Origin of the sequence: Phenylobacterium haematophilum (genome assembly GCF_014196295.1) — a bacterium.
Taxonomy (GTDB): Bacteria; Pseudomonadota; Alphaproteobacteria; order Caulobacterales; family Caulobacteraceae; genus Phenylobacterium; species Phenylobacterium haematophilum.
Map to the genome: position 1 here is coordinate 324,227 of NZ_JACIDK010000001.1, position 15,168 is coordinate 339,394.

Annotated in this window: 16 protein-coding genes and 1 tRNA gene; 11 read left to right on the forward strand and 6 right to left on the reverse strand. The window is 67.9% G+C overall.

Annotated features, from left to right (window positions below; translation table 11 throughout):
- The first annotated feature begins 107 nt into the window (after window positions 1-107).
- Window positions 108-674: an elongation factor P gene (efp, locus tag GGQ61_RS01720; protein WP_183769648.1), complete on the forward strand. Its 567-nt coding sequence runs from the start codon at window positions 108-110 to the stop codon at window positions 672-674.
- A 16-nt stretch (window positions 675-690) separates the two neighbouring features.
- Here efp and GGQ61_RS01725 read toward each other — a convergent pair whose 3' ends face one another.
- On the reverse strand, window positions 691-1,551 hold the full coding sequence (locus GGQ61_RS01725) for a DMT family transporter (protein WP_183769649.1): 861 nt from the start codon (window positions 1,549-1,551) through the stop codon (window positions 691-693).
- 105 nt (window positions 1,552-1,656) lie between these two features.
- Between GGQ61_RS01725 and GGQ61_RS01730 the strand changes: the two genes are divergently transcribed.
- A complete protein-coding gene (locus GGQ61_RS01730; RefSeq protein ID WP_183769650.1) occupies window positions 1,657-3,045 on the forward strand; it encodes an aminotransferase-like domain-containing protein in 1,389 nt (462 codons plus the stop codon).
- On the opposite strand, the gene GGQ61_RS01735 is transcribed toward GGQ61_RS01730, so the two are convergent.
- Window positions 3,042-3,635 (reverse strand): peptidylprolyl isomerase, encoded by a 594-nt coding sequence (locus tag GGQ61_RS01735; RefSeq protein WP_246370415.1) that lies wholly within the window; start codon window positions 3,633-3,635, stop codon window positions 3,042-3,044. The two genes, GGQ61_RS01730 and GGQ61_RS01735, sit on opposite strands and share 4 nt — an antisense overlap.
- Before the next feature lie 312 nt (window positions 3,636-3,947).
- Between GGQ61_RS01735 and GGQ61_RS01740 the strand changes: the two genes are divergently transcribed.
- Window positions 3,948-4,238 carry a hypothetical protein gene (locus GGQ61_RS01740; RefSeq protein ID WP_183769652.1) on the forward strand — a complete coding sequence of 97 codons (291 nt, stop codon included), beginning with the start codon at window positions 3,948-3,950 and terminating at the stop codon, window positions 4,236-4,238.
- 56 nt (window positions 4,239-4,294) lie between these two features.
- Here GGQ61_RS01740 and GGQ61_RS01745 read toward each other — a convergent pair.
- Window positions 4,295-4,370: transfer RNA gene (locus GGQ61_RS01745), tRNA-Asn, on the reverse strand.
- Between the two features lie 280 nt (window positions 4,371-4,650).
- Here GGQ61_RS01745 and GGQ61_RS01750 point away from each other — a divergent pair.
- Window positions 4,651-6,060 (forward strand): Mur ligase family protein, encoded by a 1,410-nt coding sequence (locus GGQ61_RS01750; RefSeq protein WP_183769653.1) that lies wholly within the window; start codon window positions 4,651-4,653, stop codon window positions 6,058-6,060.
- A 129-nt stretch (window positions 6,061-6,189) separates the two neighbouring features.
- Here GGQ61_RS01750 and GGQ61_RS01755 read toward each other — a convergent pair whose 3' ends face one another.
- Window positions 6,190-7,488 (reverse strand): acyl-CoA dehydrogenase family protein, encoded by a 1,299-nt coding sequence (locus GGQ61_RS01755; RefSeq protein ID WP_183769654.1) that lies wholly within the window; start codon window positions 7,486-7,488, stop codon window positions 6,190-6,192.
- Window positions 7,489-7,653: 165 nt separating this feature from the next.
- Here GGQ61_RS01755 and GGQ61_RS01760 point away from each other — a divergent pair, with 165 nt between their 5' ends.
- From GGQ61_RS01760 to kynA, 5 genes are all read left to right on the forward strand, one after another.
- Window positions 7,654-8,208 carry a hypothetical protein gene (locus GGQ61_RS01760; RefSeq protein WP_183769655.1) on the forward strand — a complete coding sequence of 185 codons (555 nt, stop codon included), beginning with the start codon at window positions 7,654-7,656 and terminating at the stop codon, window positions 8,206-8,208.
- A gap of 74 nt (window positions 8,209-8,282) precedes the next feature.
- Window positions 8,283-9,275 (forward strand): phosphotransferase family protein, encoded by a 993-nt coding sequence (locus GGQ61_RS01765; protein ID WP_183769656.1) that lies wholly within the window; start codon window positions 8,283-8,285, stop codon window positions 9,273-9,275.
- Window positions 9,272-9,628, forward strand: a complete 357-nt coding sequence (locus GGQ61_RS01770; protein ID WP_183769657.1) for a DUF6285 domain-containing protein — start codon at window positions 9,272-9,274, stop codon at window positions 9,626-9,628. Before GGQ61_RS01765 ends, GGQ61_RS01770 begins: the two co-directional genes overlap by 4 nt.
- Before the next feature lie 51 nt (window positions 9,629-9,679).
- Window positions 9,680-10,906 carry a kynureninase gene (kynU, locus tag GGQ61_RS01775; RefSeq protein ID WP_183769658.1) on the forward strand — a complete coding sequence of 409 codons (1,227 nt, stop codon included), beginning with the start codon at window positions 9,680-9,682 and terminating at the stop codon, window positions 10,904-10,906.
- Entirely contained in the window at window positions 10,903-11,709 is an 807-nt protein-coding gene (gene kynA, locus GGQ61_RS01780) for a tryptophan 2,3-dioxygenase (protein WP_183769659.1), read from the forward strand. Before kynU ends, kynA begins: the two co-directional genes overlap by 4 nt.
- Here the strand turns inward: kynA and GGQ61_RS01785 are convergent.
- Both GGQ61_RS01785 and GGQ61_RS01790 read right to left on the reverse strand, forming a co-directional pair.
- Window positions 11,706-12,092: a response regulator transcription factor gene (locus GGQ61_RS01785; protein WP_183769660.1), complete on the reverse strand. Its 387-nt coding sequence runs from the start codon at window positions 12,090-12,092 to the stop codon at window positions 11,706-11,708. The two genes, kynA and GGQ61_RS01785, sit on opposite strands and share 4 nt — an antisense overlap.
- 2 nt (window positions 12,093-12,094) lie before the next feature.
- Window positions 12,095-12,784 (reverse strand): alternative oxidase, encoded by a 690-nt coding sequence (locus GGQ61_RS01790; RefSeq protein WP_183769661.1) that lies wholly within the window; start codon window positions 12,782-12,784, stop codon window positions 12,095-12,097.
- Between the two features lie 140 nt (window positions 12,785-12,924).
- On the opposite strand from GGQ61_RS01790, the gene GGQ61_RS01795 reads away from it, so the two are divergent.
- Together GGQ61_RS01795 and fixJ are read left to right on the forward strand one after the other, a co-directional pair.
- The gene (locus GGQ61_RS01795; RefSeq protein ID WP_183769662.1) at window positions 12,925-14,406 is read left to right on the forward strand and encodes a PAS domain S-box protein; all 1,482 of its coding nucleotides are present in this window, start codon (window positions 12,925-12,927) and stop codon (window positions 14,404-14,406) included.
- Window positions 14,399-15,007, forward strand: coding sequence for a response regulator FixJ (gene fixJ, locus GGQ61_RS01800; protein ID WP_183769663.1), 609 nt, complete (start codon window positions 14,399-14,401; stop codon window positions 15,005-15,007). Before GGQ61_RS01795 ends, fixJ begins: the two co-directional genes overlap by 8 nt.
- Window positions 15,008-15,168 lie beyond the last annotated feature (161 nt).

The following is a 15,168-nucleotide window of genomic DNA, read 5'->3' on the forward strand; positions in this document are numbered from 1 at the left end:
ACTGGCGAATTTCGCCTTCATCGTATAGGTGCGCGGCAAGACCGCCGCTCGGCGGAATCGCGCGGGGCCGATGGCCGGCCTCCCCAATAGGCTTGAGGACGAACTACGTGAAGGTCGCTGCCAGCTCGCTCAGGAAAGGCGCCGTCGTCGACATGGACGGCAAGCTCTATGTCGTCCTGACCGCCGAAAACATCCATCCCGGCAAGGGTACCCCGGTCACCCAGCTCAACATGCGCCGCATCGCCGACGGCGTGAAGGTGTCGGAGCGCTGGCGCACGACCGAGCAGGTCGAACGCGCCTTCGTCGACGACCGCACTTACAACTTCCTCTATCAGGACGGTGAGGGCTACCACTTCATGCAGCCCGAAACCTACGACCAGGTCGTGGTGTCGGAGGAAACTGTCGGCGAGAACGCCCCGTGGCTGACCGACGGCCTCTCGGTGATCCTTTCGGTGCACGAGGGCGTGCCGATCGCCATGGAACTTCCGCGCACCGTCACCTTCGAGATCGCCGACACCGAACCGTCGGTGAAGGGCCAGACGGCCTCGTCGTCGTACAAGCCGGCCATCCTGACGAACGGCCAGCGCATCATGGTCCCGCCGTACATCACCGCCGGCACCCGCGTGGTCATCCTGACGGAAGACTGGAGCTACTCCGAACGGGCCAAGGACTAGGACTTTGCAGCGGGCGTCAGGCGAACCGCCTGGCGCCCGCCACGCACAGCACCACCGCCGCGGTGACCGCCGCCATCGACCAGCCCACCGGCTCGCCCAGCAGTCCGGCCGCCAGGGCCAGCCCCATGAACGGCTGCAGCAACTGCAGTTGCCCCACCGCCGCCACGCCGCCCGCGGCCAGGCCGCGGTACCAGAACACGCATCCGATCAACATGCTGAACAGCGCCACATAGGCCAGACCCGTCCAGGCTGGCGCGCCGACGGCTGCGAGGTCCGCCGGACGGCTCAGCAGCGCGGCCGGGGCCATCAACGGCAGGCAGAGCAGCAGCGACCAGCAGACCGCCTGCCAGCCGCCTAGGCGTCGCGAGACGCGCCCGCCTTCGGCATAGCCCAGGCCGCAGACGACGATGGCCGCGACCATCAGCAGGTCGCCCTGTATCGCGCCCTCGCCCCCTTGGCTGAAGGCGAAACCCGCGACCACGCCCGCGCCGATGACTGCGAAGATCCAGAACGAGCGCTTGGGCCGCTCGCCGCCCAGCAGCACCGCGAAGATCGCCGTGGTCAGCGGCAGCAGGCCGACGAACACGATCGAATGGGCCGCTGTGACATGCCGCAGGGCCAGAGCGGTCAGCATCGGAAAGCCGAGCACCACGCCCAGGCCCATCATCGCCAACGGAGCCAGGTCGCGCCGCTCGGGGCGTGGAGCCCGGAACGCGGCCAGCAGGGCGATCGCCAGCAGGCCGGCGATTGTCGCGCGCGCCGCGGTCAGGAAGGTCGGCGACAGGTCGGCCACGGCCACCCGGGTTGCTGGCAACGAGCCCGAAAAGATCGCCACCCCCAGAAAGCCGTCCAGCCAGCCGCGCGCCTTGGCGTCCATGCCCATGTCTCCGTTCGTGACCGGTATGCGCTGCAGGGCGCTCGCTCAGCCAGGAACGGTGCGGTACAATTGGGCCGAACTGTACTGAGCAGGATAGCGATACAGATGGCGTTTGAGGGCGAGGGGACGCGCGTCGAGCAAGTGATGGCGGCGATCCGCCAGCGCATCGCCGGCCGGGCGCTGCAACCTGGCGCGAAGGCGCCGTCGATCCGCGCGTTCGCCGCGGCCATGGGGGTGTCCAAGTCGACTGTCGTGGAGGCCTATGACAGGCTGACGGCCGAAGGCGTGATCCAGGCGAGGCGCGGGTCTGGCTTCTACGTCGCAGGCCGTGCGCCGCCCTTGGCGTTGGCGGACATCGGGCCGCGGCTGGACCGGTCCATCGATCCGCTCTGGGTCTCGCGCCAGTCCCTGGAGGCGCGACCCGACGCTCTGATGCCGGGCTGCGGCTGGCTGCCGACCGACTGGATGCCCCAGGATGCGGTCCGCCGGGCTTTGCGCGGCCTCGCGAGGGCTGCGCACGCCAACCTCACCGACTACAGCCCGCCGTTGGGCTCGCCGGCACTGCGCCAGCTCCTGTCGCGACGGTTGGCCGAGCATGGGGTCGAGGCGCCGCCGGGGCAGATCATGCTGACCGAGTCGGGCACGCAGGCGATCGACCTCGTCTGCCGGTTCCTTCTCGAGCCCGGCGATACGGTGATCGTCGACGACCCCTGCTACTTCAACTTCCACGCCATGCTGCGCGCGCACCGCGCCAAGGTGATCGGCGCGCCCTGGACGCCGTGCGGACCAGATCTCGAGGTCTTCGAGCAAAGGCTGATCGAGCACAGTCCGCGCCTCTACATCACCAATTCCGGGCCTCAGAATCCGACGGGCGCGCAATTGTCCCCCGTGGTTGCTCACCGCATGCTCAAGCTGGCCGAGCGGCACGGGGTCGCCATCATCGAAGACGACATCTACGCCGACCTGGAGATCGAGCCGGCGCCCCGCCTGGCGGCCTTCGACGGACTGGATCGGGTGGTCCATATCGGCAGCTTCTCCAAGACCTTGTCGGCCGCCGCCCGCTGCGGCTTTATCGCGGCGCGCGGCGGTTGGATCGAGGATCTGGTCGACCTCAAGGTCGCGACCTCGTTCGGCGGTGGCCAACTGGCTGCCGAGCTGACCCGCGCCATCCTTACTGACAGCGGCTATCGCCGCTATCTGGCCAGTCTGCGCGAGCGGCTCGCGCGGGCTCGCGGCGAGGCGTTGCGGCGTCTGCGGGCGCTTGGATTCGAGCCGTGGCTCACGCCTCAGGCCGGCATGTTCCTCTGGATGGCCTTGCCGCCCGGGTTGGACGCCGCCCCGGTCGCCCAGCGGGCGCTGGCCGAGGGCGTCGTGCTGGCGCCGGGCGACGCCTTCAGTCTCTCGCAATCCGCGCGGGGGTACATGCGCTTCAATGTCGCCCAATGCGCCGACGGCCGGGCTTACGATGTGCTGGAACGCGCGATGGCTCTCTAGGGCGTCTCGCGGCGCGCCGTGATGATCCTCACTGGCTTGGCCAGCATTTCGCCCTTCATCACGCCTTCGCCAGCGGTGGGGGAGGTGGGGGCGGCCAGGATCTTCTTCACGGTGTCCATGCCGTCGACGACCTTGCCGAACGTCGCAAAACCCAGGTTGTCGCCGGGCTGCTTGGGGTCGGCGTCCATATAGGTCATGTCGCCGACGCAGATGAAGAAGTCGGACGTCGCCGTCCCTGGATCGGTACGCCCCATCGAAATGGCGCCGTTGACGTGCGACAGGCCGGTCTTGGTGGTCGGCTCGTGGGCGATCGGCTTCAGCACCCGCTTGGGGTCGTTTTGCAGGCCGCCCTGGACAAGGCCGTACTCGGGCGCGTTCGGGACCTTGGACGCGCGATAGAAGGTGGCGCCGTCGAAACGCTTTTCGTCGACATAGCGAAGGAAGTTGTTCGCCGTGACCGGGGCCTTGTCGGTGTAGAGCTCGAGCACGATGGGGCCGTCGGCGGTGTCGAGCCGGACCTTGACCGGCCCGGCGGCCGTCTGGGCCGCGGCGCTTGAAGCCGCCAGCGCCGCCACTGCGCCTAGAAACATCCGCCGCTTCATCGTCTGCCTCCCGGTTCGGCGGGCAGCTTAGCGCCCGGCGTGGCCATGGCAACGCGCCGGCATATGGTCTCCAGTGAAACTATATGCCCAGTTCAGAGTGCGTCGTTCAGTGGGCGCGCTCAACTATGTGAAGTCGAAATTGTCACGCTTGAAATACGGATTGGTCCAGGTGGCGGCACTGTGCGTGCCGCTAGGTCTCTAGATTGTCATGTTTGCGTAGTTGGATTTCGAGTTATGCGTGGTGAGGGTCCATCGGGTAACCAGGGTTGCGCCGGATACCTTGAGGTGAAGGCCAGGCCCTTGCTGAGGTCTGAGGCGGGCGTGGTCGCCGCCAAGCTGGCCGAAGCGCTGGCGCTGAATTCAACCGACCATATTTCACTGAACCTGGCCCTGCTGGGCGACTATCGGCACGCCAAGACCTTGGCGGCGCGGCTGGTCGGAGCCGAGTGGTCGATCGACCCGTCGCCTGAAGGCTTGGGCGGAAAGCAGCGGGCGGCGCGCTTCACTGTGACCATCGGCCGGGCGCGCGCGACCGGAGCCGTGCCGGCGCTCGTGCTGCTGGCGGCTGTGCTCAGGCGCGCGGGGCGCTGAACGGATGCAGTCTGGGGCTTGTGGGGGGAAGGGTGGCTCTGCGCCCGAAATCCAAGTGGCTCCCCGAGCAGGACTCGAACCTGCGACAAGTCGGTTAACAGCCGACTGCTCTACCAACTGAGCTATCGGGGATCACGTTGGAGGCGGCGATATACCCAGCACGGGCCGGGTGTGCAAGCGCTCAAATCGACTTTGTCCACAGAGCAAAAAAAGAGCCCGGCCGGAGCCGGGCTTGAAACGAAGTTCGGTGATGGTGGGGTGTCTTCAAGGAAGACGCCGCCATGGTCCCGCTCTGATGGTTAAGTGGCGATTAACGCTCCTGGCCGCCAATGGACGGGCGCGACGCCGAGACACCTCGACGTGCCGCGTGCTCGCCGCTACCAGGGGCGAAATCGTGAGACTTAGGGCGGAAATGCGTATCCATTTCACCGGCATAGCTGGGGCGGGCATGAGCGCCGTGGCCCTGATGATGCGCGACGCGGGCCACGAGATCTCCGGATCAGACGAAGACGTCTTTCCGCCCATGTCGACCTATGTCGAAGGCCTCGGCTTCCCGTTCCACCGACGATTCGACGCGGCGAACCTGCCGGACGGCCTCGACGTGCTGGTGCTGGGGACCAGCGCCAAGCTCGGCGCCGAGAACAATCCCGAAGTCGTCGCCGCCCGTGCGCGCGGCGTGCGAGTCACCACTTTCGCCGAGATGCTGGGCGAGGCGACTCGCGATCGTGCGGTCACCGTCGTCGCCGGTTCGTTCGGCAAATCGACCTGCACCGCCCTGATGGCCCATGTGCTGCAACAGGCGGGGACCGGCCCTGGCTGGATGGTCGGCGCCATTTCGCCGTCGCTGCCGGCCACCGGTCAGTGGGGGAGGGGCGAGGTGGTTCTGGAGGGCGACGAGTACATCGTCTCCTCGGCCGATCCGCGGTCCAAGTTCGAACTCTACCACGCGAACCACCTGCTGCTGACCTCGCTGGCCCACGACCACGTCAACGTCTTTCCGACCTTCGAGGCGTACGAGGCGCCCTTCCGTCTGCTGCTGCGCAAGCTGCCCGCCGACGGTCTGGCCGTGTTGCGCGACCATCCGGCCACGCGGGCCGTGGCCGGCGAGACCGCCGCGCGCGTCGTCTGGTACGACACCAAGCCCTGCGACGGGTGGTATGCGGCCAATGTCGTGTTCGGCGAAACCACCGCCTTCGACCTGATCGGTCCGGGCGGCCGGACGATCGCGCTCACCACCCAGCTGCTCGGGGCCCACAACGTCGAGAACGTGGTCGGCGTCGCCGCCTATCTGCTCGAACGCGGCCTCGTGTCCGAACAGGCGCTGGCGGCCGGCGTGGCCAGCTTCGCCGGCATCCGTCGCCGCCTCGACCGCCTGACCATCACCTCGCGCATCCCCGTGATCGAAGGCTTCGGCAGCTCCTACGAAAAGGCCCACTCGGCCATCGACGCCATGCGGCTGCACTATCCGGAGCGCCCCCTGGTCGTGGTGTTCGAGCCGCACACCTTCAGTTGGCGCAGCCGCGACGCCTTGCCTTGGTACGACACCGTGTTCACCGGCGCCGCCCGGGTGCTGATCTGCCCGCCGCCGGTTCACGGCGCCGGCAGCCACCATCAATCGACCTTCGAAGAGATTTTGGCCCGCGCCCAGGCCGCCGGCATCGCGGTCGAAGGCGTTGCTGACGCCCAGGCCGCGACGCAGGCGCTCTCGCACCTGCGCGGCGACGAGGTCGTGCTGCTGCTGTCCTCCGGGCCGCTGCTGGGCCTGCCCGACAGCCTGCCGGCGCTGTTCGACCGCCTCTACGGAGCGCCTGCCTACGCCTGAGGCGCCCCGCGACGGGATCATCCTCGGCGGTTTGTTCGACCGCGGTAACTGGTCGACCGGCGGACGGCGAACTCACCTCGCGGATCCTCGCGGACCACAAGGCGATGTTCGCCAAGCTCAAGGCGTGAGCTACTCGGCCGCTTCCTTGAACTGCGCCCGGCGCGGGCCGAGGTAGCCGAACAGGAAGGCGGCGACCTTGCGCATCTGGATCTCTTCGCTGCCCTCGGTGATCCGATAGCGGCGGTGGTGGCGATAGATGTGCTCGAACGGCTTGTGGCGCGAATAGCCGATGCCGCCGTGCACCTGCATGGCCCGGTCGGCGGCCTCGCAGACCAGCCGGTTAGCCCAATAGTTGCACATCGACACCTTGTCGGAGAGCTGCTTCTCGACCTCCTTATGGGGCATGCGGTCCATGTCCCAGGCGGTCTTGCGGATCAGCAGGCGCAGCATCTCGGCCTGGGTCGCCAGCTCTACCAGCGGCCACTGGATGGCCTGGTTCTCGGCCAGCGCCTTGCCGAACGGCTTGCGGGCGCGGGCGTACTTGACGCTTTCCTCGATGCAGTAGACCGCCGCGCCCAGCGACGAGGCCGCCTGGCGGATGCGGTTCTGGTGCACGAACGACTGACCCAGGCCCAGCCCGCGGTCGATCTGGCCCCAGTAGCTGTCCTCGGGCACCCACACGTCGGTGAAGCTGACCCGCGGGTGGTCGGTCGGCATGTTGAAGGTCCAGAGGTACTCCTCGACCTTCACGCCGGGCGCGTCGGCCGGGACGATGAAGCAGGTGATCCCGGCGGCGTCGCCGTCCTGGCCGGACGTGCGCGCGAAGACCATGACGTGGGTGGCCACGTGCATGCCCGTGGTCCACATTTTTTCACCGCGGATCAGCCAGCCCGGCTGGCCGTCCTTATCCTGGCGGACAGCGGTGGTCTCCATGAAGGTGGCGTCGGAGCCGTGGTTGGGTTCGGTCAGGCCAAAACCCGTCCGCATCCCGCCGTTCAGCAGCTTGTCGCCATCGCGCTCGTACTGAGCGTTCGTCGCAAACTCCTTGAACATCAGGATGAAAGGGTTGTTGCCGACGATCGAGTGCTCGTTCTGCAGGTCGTTGTGCAGACCTAGCCCCTTGGCCGCGAGGTGCTCGCGGATCACCGCCATGTCGAGGTTCGTGCCAGCCTTGCCGCCCATCTCCTTGGGCCAGGCGTAGCGCAGGTGGCCGGCTTCGTCGGCCAGCTTGCGGGCCTTTCCCAGCAGCTCTTCCCATTCCTTCTTCGGCAGGCCGCCGGCGTCCCAGTCGGTGCGCTCGTACTCGCGGCGGTGGTCGAAGAACCGGATGTTGTCGTCCTGGTTCTCCAGCGGCTTGATCTTGGCCTCGATGAAGGCGTCGAGCTCGTCCAGATAGGCGGACAGTTCGGGCGGCAGGCTGAAGTCCATCGCGTCTCTCCCTGTTTTGCGAAGCAGCCTAACCCAGGTTTGCGCTTCCGCCGGGTCAGGGCGTTTCGGTCGTTCCGTCGCCGCCACGGCGCGATCCGTCGCGCGCGCCTCGAACGGCCACGGTTCGGCGGCTAGGCGAGCGGAGTTCCAATTTCGGAGGTCCGCATGCGTCTTCTCCTGCTCGGCGCGCTGGCGTCGCTCTCGCTCACCGCGCCGGCCCTCGCCGGAGTCCCTGCCGGTTCCTGGTCCCAGAAGTCCGACGGCCAGGAGCTGACCCTCGTGCCCAAGCTGAAGATCTCGCCCAGCATGTCGGCGACCGGCATGGTCCTCGGTACGAGCGGCTACGGCGGCAATTCGACCACCACGACCCTGCAGAGCGAATTCGTGCCGATGCGCACCCAGCGTGCGATGTCGCTGGTGATCAAGCCCGACGGCGCCTTCACCTGGACTATCGACAAGAGCCGTCCCGCATCTGCGCAAAGCGCCGACTGCAAGCTGCTGATCCGTGAAGAGAAAAGCGGCCGCGTGCGGGCCGAGGGCGACCGCTTGGTGTTCGATGTCACCGCCGGAGTTCAGAGCTCGCGCGACAGCTGCGACCCGGCCAAATCCTCGCGCGGGCCCAAGGCTGCGGCCAGCGAGAGCTACGGCTTCCGGCTCTCCGGCGGCGCCCTGAACCTGACCGCCGCTGGCGGGGTGAACTGGACTTTCAAAGGCGGTTGACGCGGCGAGAGCAGTTTACAGCCGCGCAAAACCCCTCCCTGATCGCGGAAAAGCCAAGGGAGGCTGCGCGGCGGATGTCGGATCAGGTGCTCGAGGGGCTGCAGAGGCTGGCGCCGGAACTGGCCGGCGAGGGGGCGAGCGTCGAGGGCCTGCAACGCCTGTCCGGCGGCGCAAGCATGGAGACCTGGGCCTTCGCCCTGGTTGGCGGCCGCAACGGCCGCGACGAACTGGTCCTGCGTCGCCGCACAGCGCCGATGGCGCCGGAGGAGGGCCGTTCGGTCTCGCTCGCCACCGAGGCGGCGCTGATCACCGCCGCCCACGCGGCCGGGGCGCCGGTGGCTGAGCTGGTGCATCTGGCGCGGCCCGCCGACGGCCTGGGCGAGGCCCATATCACCCGCCGCGTGGCCGGCGAGACCCTCGGCCGGAAGATCGTCTCCGACCCCCGGTTCGAGGCCGTAAGACCAAAGCTCGCCCGCCAGTGCGGCGAGATCCTCGCCCAGATCCACGCCGTCCCGCCGCCGGCCGGCCTGAAGACCGTCGACGCGCTGGAGGAACTGGCCCGCTACGAGGAGGTCTACCGCAAGTCCCGCGCGGAGCGGCCGATCCTTGAGCTGGCCTTCCAGCACCTTAAAAAGATCGCCCCGCCGCCCCATGAGCCGGTGCTGCTGCACGGCGACTTCCGGAACGGCAATCTGATGATCGACCCGGAGCGTGGCGTCAGCGCCGTGCTCGACTGGGAGCTGTCGCACTGCGGCGACCCGGCCGAAGACCTGGGCTGGATCTGCGTCAATTCCTGGCGCTTCGGCCGCGCCGATCTGCCGGTGGGCGGCTTCGGTCATTACAAGGACCTGCTGGCCGGCTATGCCGCCGCCGGCGGCCGGGAGATGCCGCTATCGAGGGTGCTCTACTGGCAGGCGCTGGGCTCGCTGAAGTGGGGCGTCATGTGCCTGATGATGTACGCCAGCTACGCCTCGGGTGCGGAAAGCTCCGTCGAGCGGCCGATGATCGGTCGGCGCGTGTCCGAAACTGAAATCGACCTGGTGACCCTGCTGGAGAACGGGCTGTGATCGAACATCCGAAAGCCGAGGAACTGGTCGAGGCCGTCGCCCGCTGGATCGACAGCGTCCGCCCCCAGCTCGCCCCTCGCGACGCCTTTCTGGCGCGCGTCGCCGCCAACGCGCTCAGCGTCGTCAAGCGCGAATTGCAGCATGGTCCCGCCGCCGAAGCCGCTGCTGTCGAGCGGCTCTCGGCCCTGCTGGGCCGCCAGGGATCGCTGGCGGAGCTGAACGCGGATCTCTGCGCACGCCTGCGTGGGGGCGAGATGGATGCGGCTACGCCCGGCTTGCTGACGACGCTGCGGGCGAACATCACCGAGCAGATCGCCATCGACCAACCAAGCTACGCGCCAGAGCCCCGCTGACGGGATGATGCCCCCCTGGCGGAGGGCACCGTTCGCGGATAGAGCGGCGTCATGTTGAGCCGCAATGACTGTCTGGAACTTGACGCCCGCGACCCGCTCGCGGCGCGGCGCGAGATGTTCGACCTGCCGGCCGGGGTGATCTACCTCGACGGCAATTCGCTGGGCGCGCTTCCCCGCAACGTTCGGCCCCGCCTGGAGGCGGCGGTGCAGAACGAATGGGGCCGCGACCTGATCAAGAGCTGGAACACCGCCGACTGGATCAATCTTCCGTCCCGCGTCGGCGACCGCATCGCCCGCCTGATCGGGGCCGGCGCGGGCGAGGTGATCGCCGCCGATTCCACTTCGGTGAACCTCTTCAAGCTGGCCGCCGGGGCGCTGAAGGCGCGACCGGGCCGCAAGGTTATCGTCACCGAGCCGGGCAACTTCCCGACCGACCTCTACATTCTCCAGGGCCTGCGCGCCCTGCTGGGCGACGTCGAGTTGCGGGTGGTGGAGCGCGCGGATCTGGCGGGGGCGCTGGATGAGAACGTGGCCCTGCTGCTGCTGACCCACGTCCACTACAAGACTGGCGCGATCCACAACATGGCCGCCCTGACGGCCGCCGCCCACGCGGTCGGCGCCCTGGCGCTCTGGGACCTCAGCCACTCGGCCGGCGCCCTGGCCGTGGACCTCAACGGCTGTGGCGCGGACCTCGCGGTCGGCTGCGGCTACAAGTACCTGAACGGCGGCCCTGGGGCCCCGGCGTTCCTGTTTATCGCCAAGCATTTGCAGGCCGACTTTCAGACACCGTTGACCGGTTGGATGGGACACGCTGCGCCGTTCGCGTTCGGCGACGACTACACGCCGGCGCCCGGCGTGCTTCGCGGCCTCTGCGGCACGCCGGCAGTGCTCGGCCTGAGCGCGCTCGAAGCCTCGCTGGAGGCGTTCGACGGCGTCGACATGGATCAGGTGCGCGCCAAGTCGATGGCGCTGGGCGACCTCTTTCTCGATCTGGTTCTCGAGCATTGCGAAGGCTTTGGCCTCGGATGTTCGCGTGACGCGGCGGCCCGCGGCAGCCAGGTCGCGCTGACCCACGAAAGCGGCTACGCGATCATGCAGGCCCTGATCGCCCGGGGCGTCATCGGCGACTTTCGCGCCCCCGACGTGCTGCGCTTCGGCTTCACCCCGCTTTATGTCCGCTATGTCGATGTCTGGGACGCGGCGGACATCCTTTCCGACATCATGGCCCGCGGCGAGTGGCGGCAGGCCCGCTATCACGAGGTCTCGGCCGTCACATGAGCGAGAAGCTGCACACTCCGCCGGCGATGAGCTACGGCGACTATCTCGGCCTCGACACGCTGCTCGCTTCGCAGAAGCCGCGCTCGGACGAGCACGACGAGCTGCTGTTCATCATCATCCACCAGGCCTCCGAGCTGTGGCTGAAGCTGTCGCTGCACGAACTGCAGGGCGCCCGCGCGCATATCCGCGCCGACGACCTGGGGCCCGCCTTCAAGATGATCGCCCGGGTCAGTCGCATCCAGGGTCAGCTGATCCAGTCCTGGGACGTGCTCGGCACCATGACCCCGAGCGACTACCACGCCCTGCGCCCGCACCTGGGGCAGAGCTCGGGCTTCCAGTCGTTTCAGTACCGCATGCTGGAGTTCGTCATGGGGGCCAAGGACGCCTCCATGCTGCGCGTCCACGAGGGAACGGACGTCCATGCGGCGCTGGTTGCGGCCCTGGCCGAGCCCAGCCTCTACGACGAGGCGATCGCCCTGCTGGCGCGCCGCGGCTTCGACATCCCGGCGGCGGTCCTGAACCGCGACTGGCGTCAGGCGCATGTCGCCGATCCGGCCGTCGAGACGGCCTGGATCGCGGTCTATCGCGATCCTGAGAAATACTGGGATCTCTATGAGTTGGCCGAGAAACTTGTCGACCTCGAGTTCCGCTTCCAGCAGTGGCGCTTTGCGCACTTGAAGACCGTCGAGCGGATCATCGGCTTCAAGAGCGGCACCGGCGGCAGCGCCGGCGCGGCCTATCTGGCCAAGGCGCTGGAAGGCTCGTTCTTCCCCGAGCTCTTCCGGGTCCGCACCGTACTCTAACCTGGCGGCGGGGCGGTCAGCGCGCGGTTGATCGCTTCGCCCAGGGTCTCGGCCAGCAGCGGCTTTTCGACGATGTCGACCCCGGCGGCCTTAGCGCGGCTGCGCACCTGCGCGTTCGGGTGTGTGGTGATCAGCAGCGCCGGCAAACGCACGGCCCGGCGCCGCAGCACCTCGACCAGTTCCAGCCCGTCCATCCCCGGCAACTGCAGATCGACCACCAGACAGCCCTCCGCCGGGAGCCGTGGGCAGGCCGCGAGGCTCTCGGCGTCGGGGAAGGTCTCGACCTCGTAGCCGTCGATCTCCAGGGCGAACTTCAGCGCCGTGCGCACGGCCGGATCGTCATCCACCAGAAGGAGCGGGGCGGGGCGCACGGCGGTTCCCATGGTCAGGCCGCGGCCTTCCAGGTCGGCTCGAGCTGAGCGTGCGGCGGGCACGGAGCGACGGGTGTCTGCGGCAGGCCGACCATCTCGTTGGCGAAGCCGTGGTTGACGTCGCGGTGATGGGCCTCGTCGGCCCGGACGACCAGGACTACGTCGCGCAGGGTCGCGGTGTCGGGCAGACCCCAGTAGCGCTTGGCGATTTCAGGCGCCGGCACGTTCGGGCTGCGTCCCTCGTCGATTTCGGCGAGGTAGTGCGTATAGCTGATCACCGCCTCTTCCTCGAAATAGCCGACCACACGGTGGGCGGTCTTGGCGGAGACGAGATAGAGGCCGAAGAAGAACAGGTAGAACACCCACTGCACGGCCACGACGACAAACCGTTCGAACAGCGTCGGCTTGCTGACCTCGATGAAGGTCATCAGGTGCATGCGCTCGTTTTCGGCCTCGTCCATCAGCGTCTTGATCCACCCCTTGTCGTCGCACATGCGGCGCAGACACTTGAGGTGGGTCAAGGTGGCGCCGACCATGCCGGGCACGGCGGCGACGGTCTCCAGCACCACGGCGCGATGGCCGTAACGCTTGGCGAAGAAGGTGTCCGCGCAGAACCGCAGCAGCTTCACGAAGCCGAAGGCGACTCGGTCGGACACGCCCTGCGGCTTGTGATGGACGTTGGTGTCGACGAGGGGGGCGGTCATGTTCGGGCTCCTGCTCCGATGATGGGACACAGGTAACCGCGCAGTTCCTTGGACAGAATCCGTGTCTTCCTCTTAAGGGGTATCCCCTAGCTTCGCCGCGCGCGCCGGTGCGGTAGTTGGACAGGCGGCGCAGCAGGTTCATGAAAGGCCAGGCTCTGCAGTACGGCTCGTCCAACGTTTGGATCGGCGCGGCGGTGGCGATCCTCGCCATCCTGGCCGGCGTCGCCGCCCACGTGCTGCTGGCTCCCGTCGTCGGCGATCGTGTCGCCTTCCTGGTGTTCGTGCCGGCCGTAGTGTTGGCCTCGGCCCATTCGGGGCTCGCCCCGGGCGCGCTGGCGGCGATGCTCGGCGTCTGGTGCGGGCTATTCCTGGCGCAGCGGCACGGGCCGATCAGCGACGCTGACATCGCCAGCGCCATCGTCTTCGCCGGCGTCGCCGCAGCCATCGTCGTCGGCGGCGAGTCTTTCCAGCGCTCGCGGCGCGAGGCTGCGGCCGTCAACCGCGATCTGGCGGCGCGCGAGGCGCACCTCAGCTCGATCCTCGACACCGTTCCCGACGCGATGATCCTGATCGACGAGCAGGGGATCATGCAGTCGTTCTCCAGCGCCGCAGAGCACATGTTCGGCTGGACCGCGGCCGAGGCCCTGGGGCGCAATGTCAGCCTGCTCATGCCGGCGCCGCACAGGGAGGCGCACGACGGCTATCTCGAGCGTTACTACCGGACCCACGAGCGCCGGATCATCGGCCTGGGCCGCGTTGTCGTCGGTCTCCGCAAAGACGGCTCGACGTTCCCGATGGAGCTGTCGGTCGGCGAGATGCGCACCGCCGACGGCCGCTTCTTCACCGGCTTCGTCCGCGACCTGACCGAGCGCGAGCGCACCGAGGCGCGGCTCAAGGAGTTGCAGTCCGAGCTAGTCCACATTTCCCGGCTCACCGCGCTCGGCGAAATGGCCTCGGCCCTGGCCCACGAGCTGAACCAGCCGCTCTCGGCGATCGCCAACTATCTGCGCGGCTCGGTGCGGCTGCTGGCGGGCGATCCCATCCCGCGCGAGAGGCTCAGCGAGGCGCTCGACAAGGCGGGTGAACAGACGCTGCGCGCCGGCCAGATCATTCGCCGCCTACGCGATTTCGTGGCCCGCGGCGAGACCGAGCGGCGGGTCGAAAGTCTGCCCAAGTTGATCGAGGAGGCCGGCGCATTGGCCCTGGTCGGCGCCAAGGAGCATGGCGTGCGGGTAGCGTTCGACCTCGACCCGGCGGTCAAGCACGTGCTGGCCGACAAGGTTCAGGTCCAGCAGGTGATCCTCAATCTGATCCGCAACGCCATCGACGCCATGGACGAGTCTCCCCGCCGCGAGCTGCAGATCATAACACGGCCTGCCCCGGACGATCTGGCCCAGGTGACGGTGTCCGACACCGGCCCCGGCATCAGTCCGGAAGTCGCCGAGCAACTCTTCCAGCCTTTCGTCACCACCAAGCGGCATGGCATGGGGGTGGGGCTCTCGATCTCGCGTACGATCGTCGAGGCGCACGGGGGCCGAATCTGGGTGGAGACCACGCCCGGCGGCGGGGCCACCTTCCATTTCACGCTGCGCAGCGTTGCGGACGAGGAACTTGATGGCTGACGAACTGGTGCATGTGATCGACGACGATCCGGCGGTTCGCGATTCCCTGGCCTTCCTGCTGGAGACGGCGAACCTTTCGCCGCGCACCTACGATTCGGCTGTAGCCTTCCTGGAGGCGCTGCCGGAAGTGACCAGCGGCTGCGTCGTCACCGATGTGCGGATGCCCGAGATGACCGGCATCGAACTGGTGCGGCGGCTGAAGGGGCAGGGGTTCCGCCTGCCGATCGTGATGATCACCGGCCACGCGGACGTGCCGCTGGCGGTCGAGGCCATGAAGGCCGGCGTCGCCGACTTCATCGAAAAGCCATTCGACGACGATGTGCTGCTGGCGGCGATCGGTGCGGCCTTGCGCGACGGCGAGAAGGACCGCCAGGGCGCGGCCGAAGCCGCGGAAATCACGGCGCGCATGGACACCCTGTCGGGCCGCGAGCGCGAAGTGCTGGGCGGTCTGGTGGCGGGCCATGCCAACAAGGTGATCGCCTTCGATCTGGGGATCAGCCCGCGCACCGTCGAGATCTATCGCGCCAATGTCATGACCAAGATGAAGGCGGCCAGCCTGTCGGAGCTGGTCCGCATGGCCATGCTGGCCGAGCGAGGCTGAAGCTCAGCGCTTCTCGCCGCCCGCCGCGCTCCAGATCGACACGCCGCCGAGCGTCAGCGCGAAAGCGGAAAACGAGACGACGACCATGGCCAGGTAGAGAGTGTCGAACGACATTTGAGTGGGCTCCTGTCTGATGGGCCCACGGTGACGCTATCAACCCC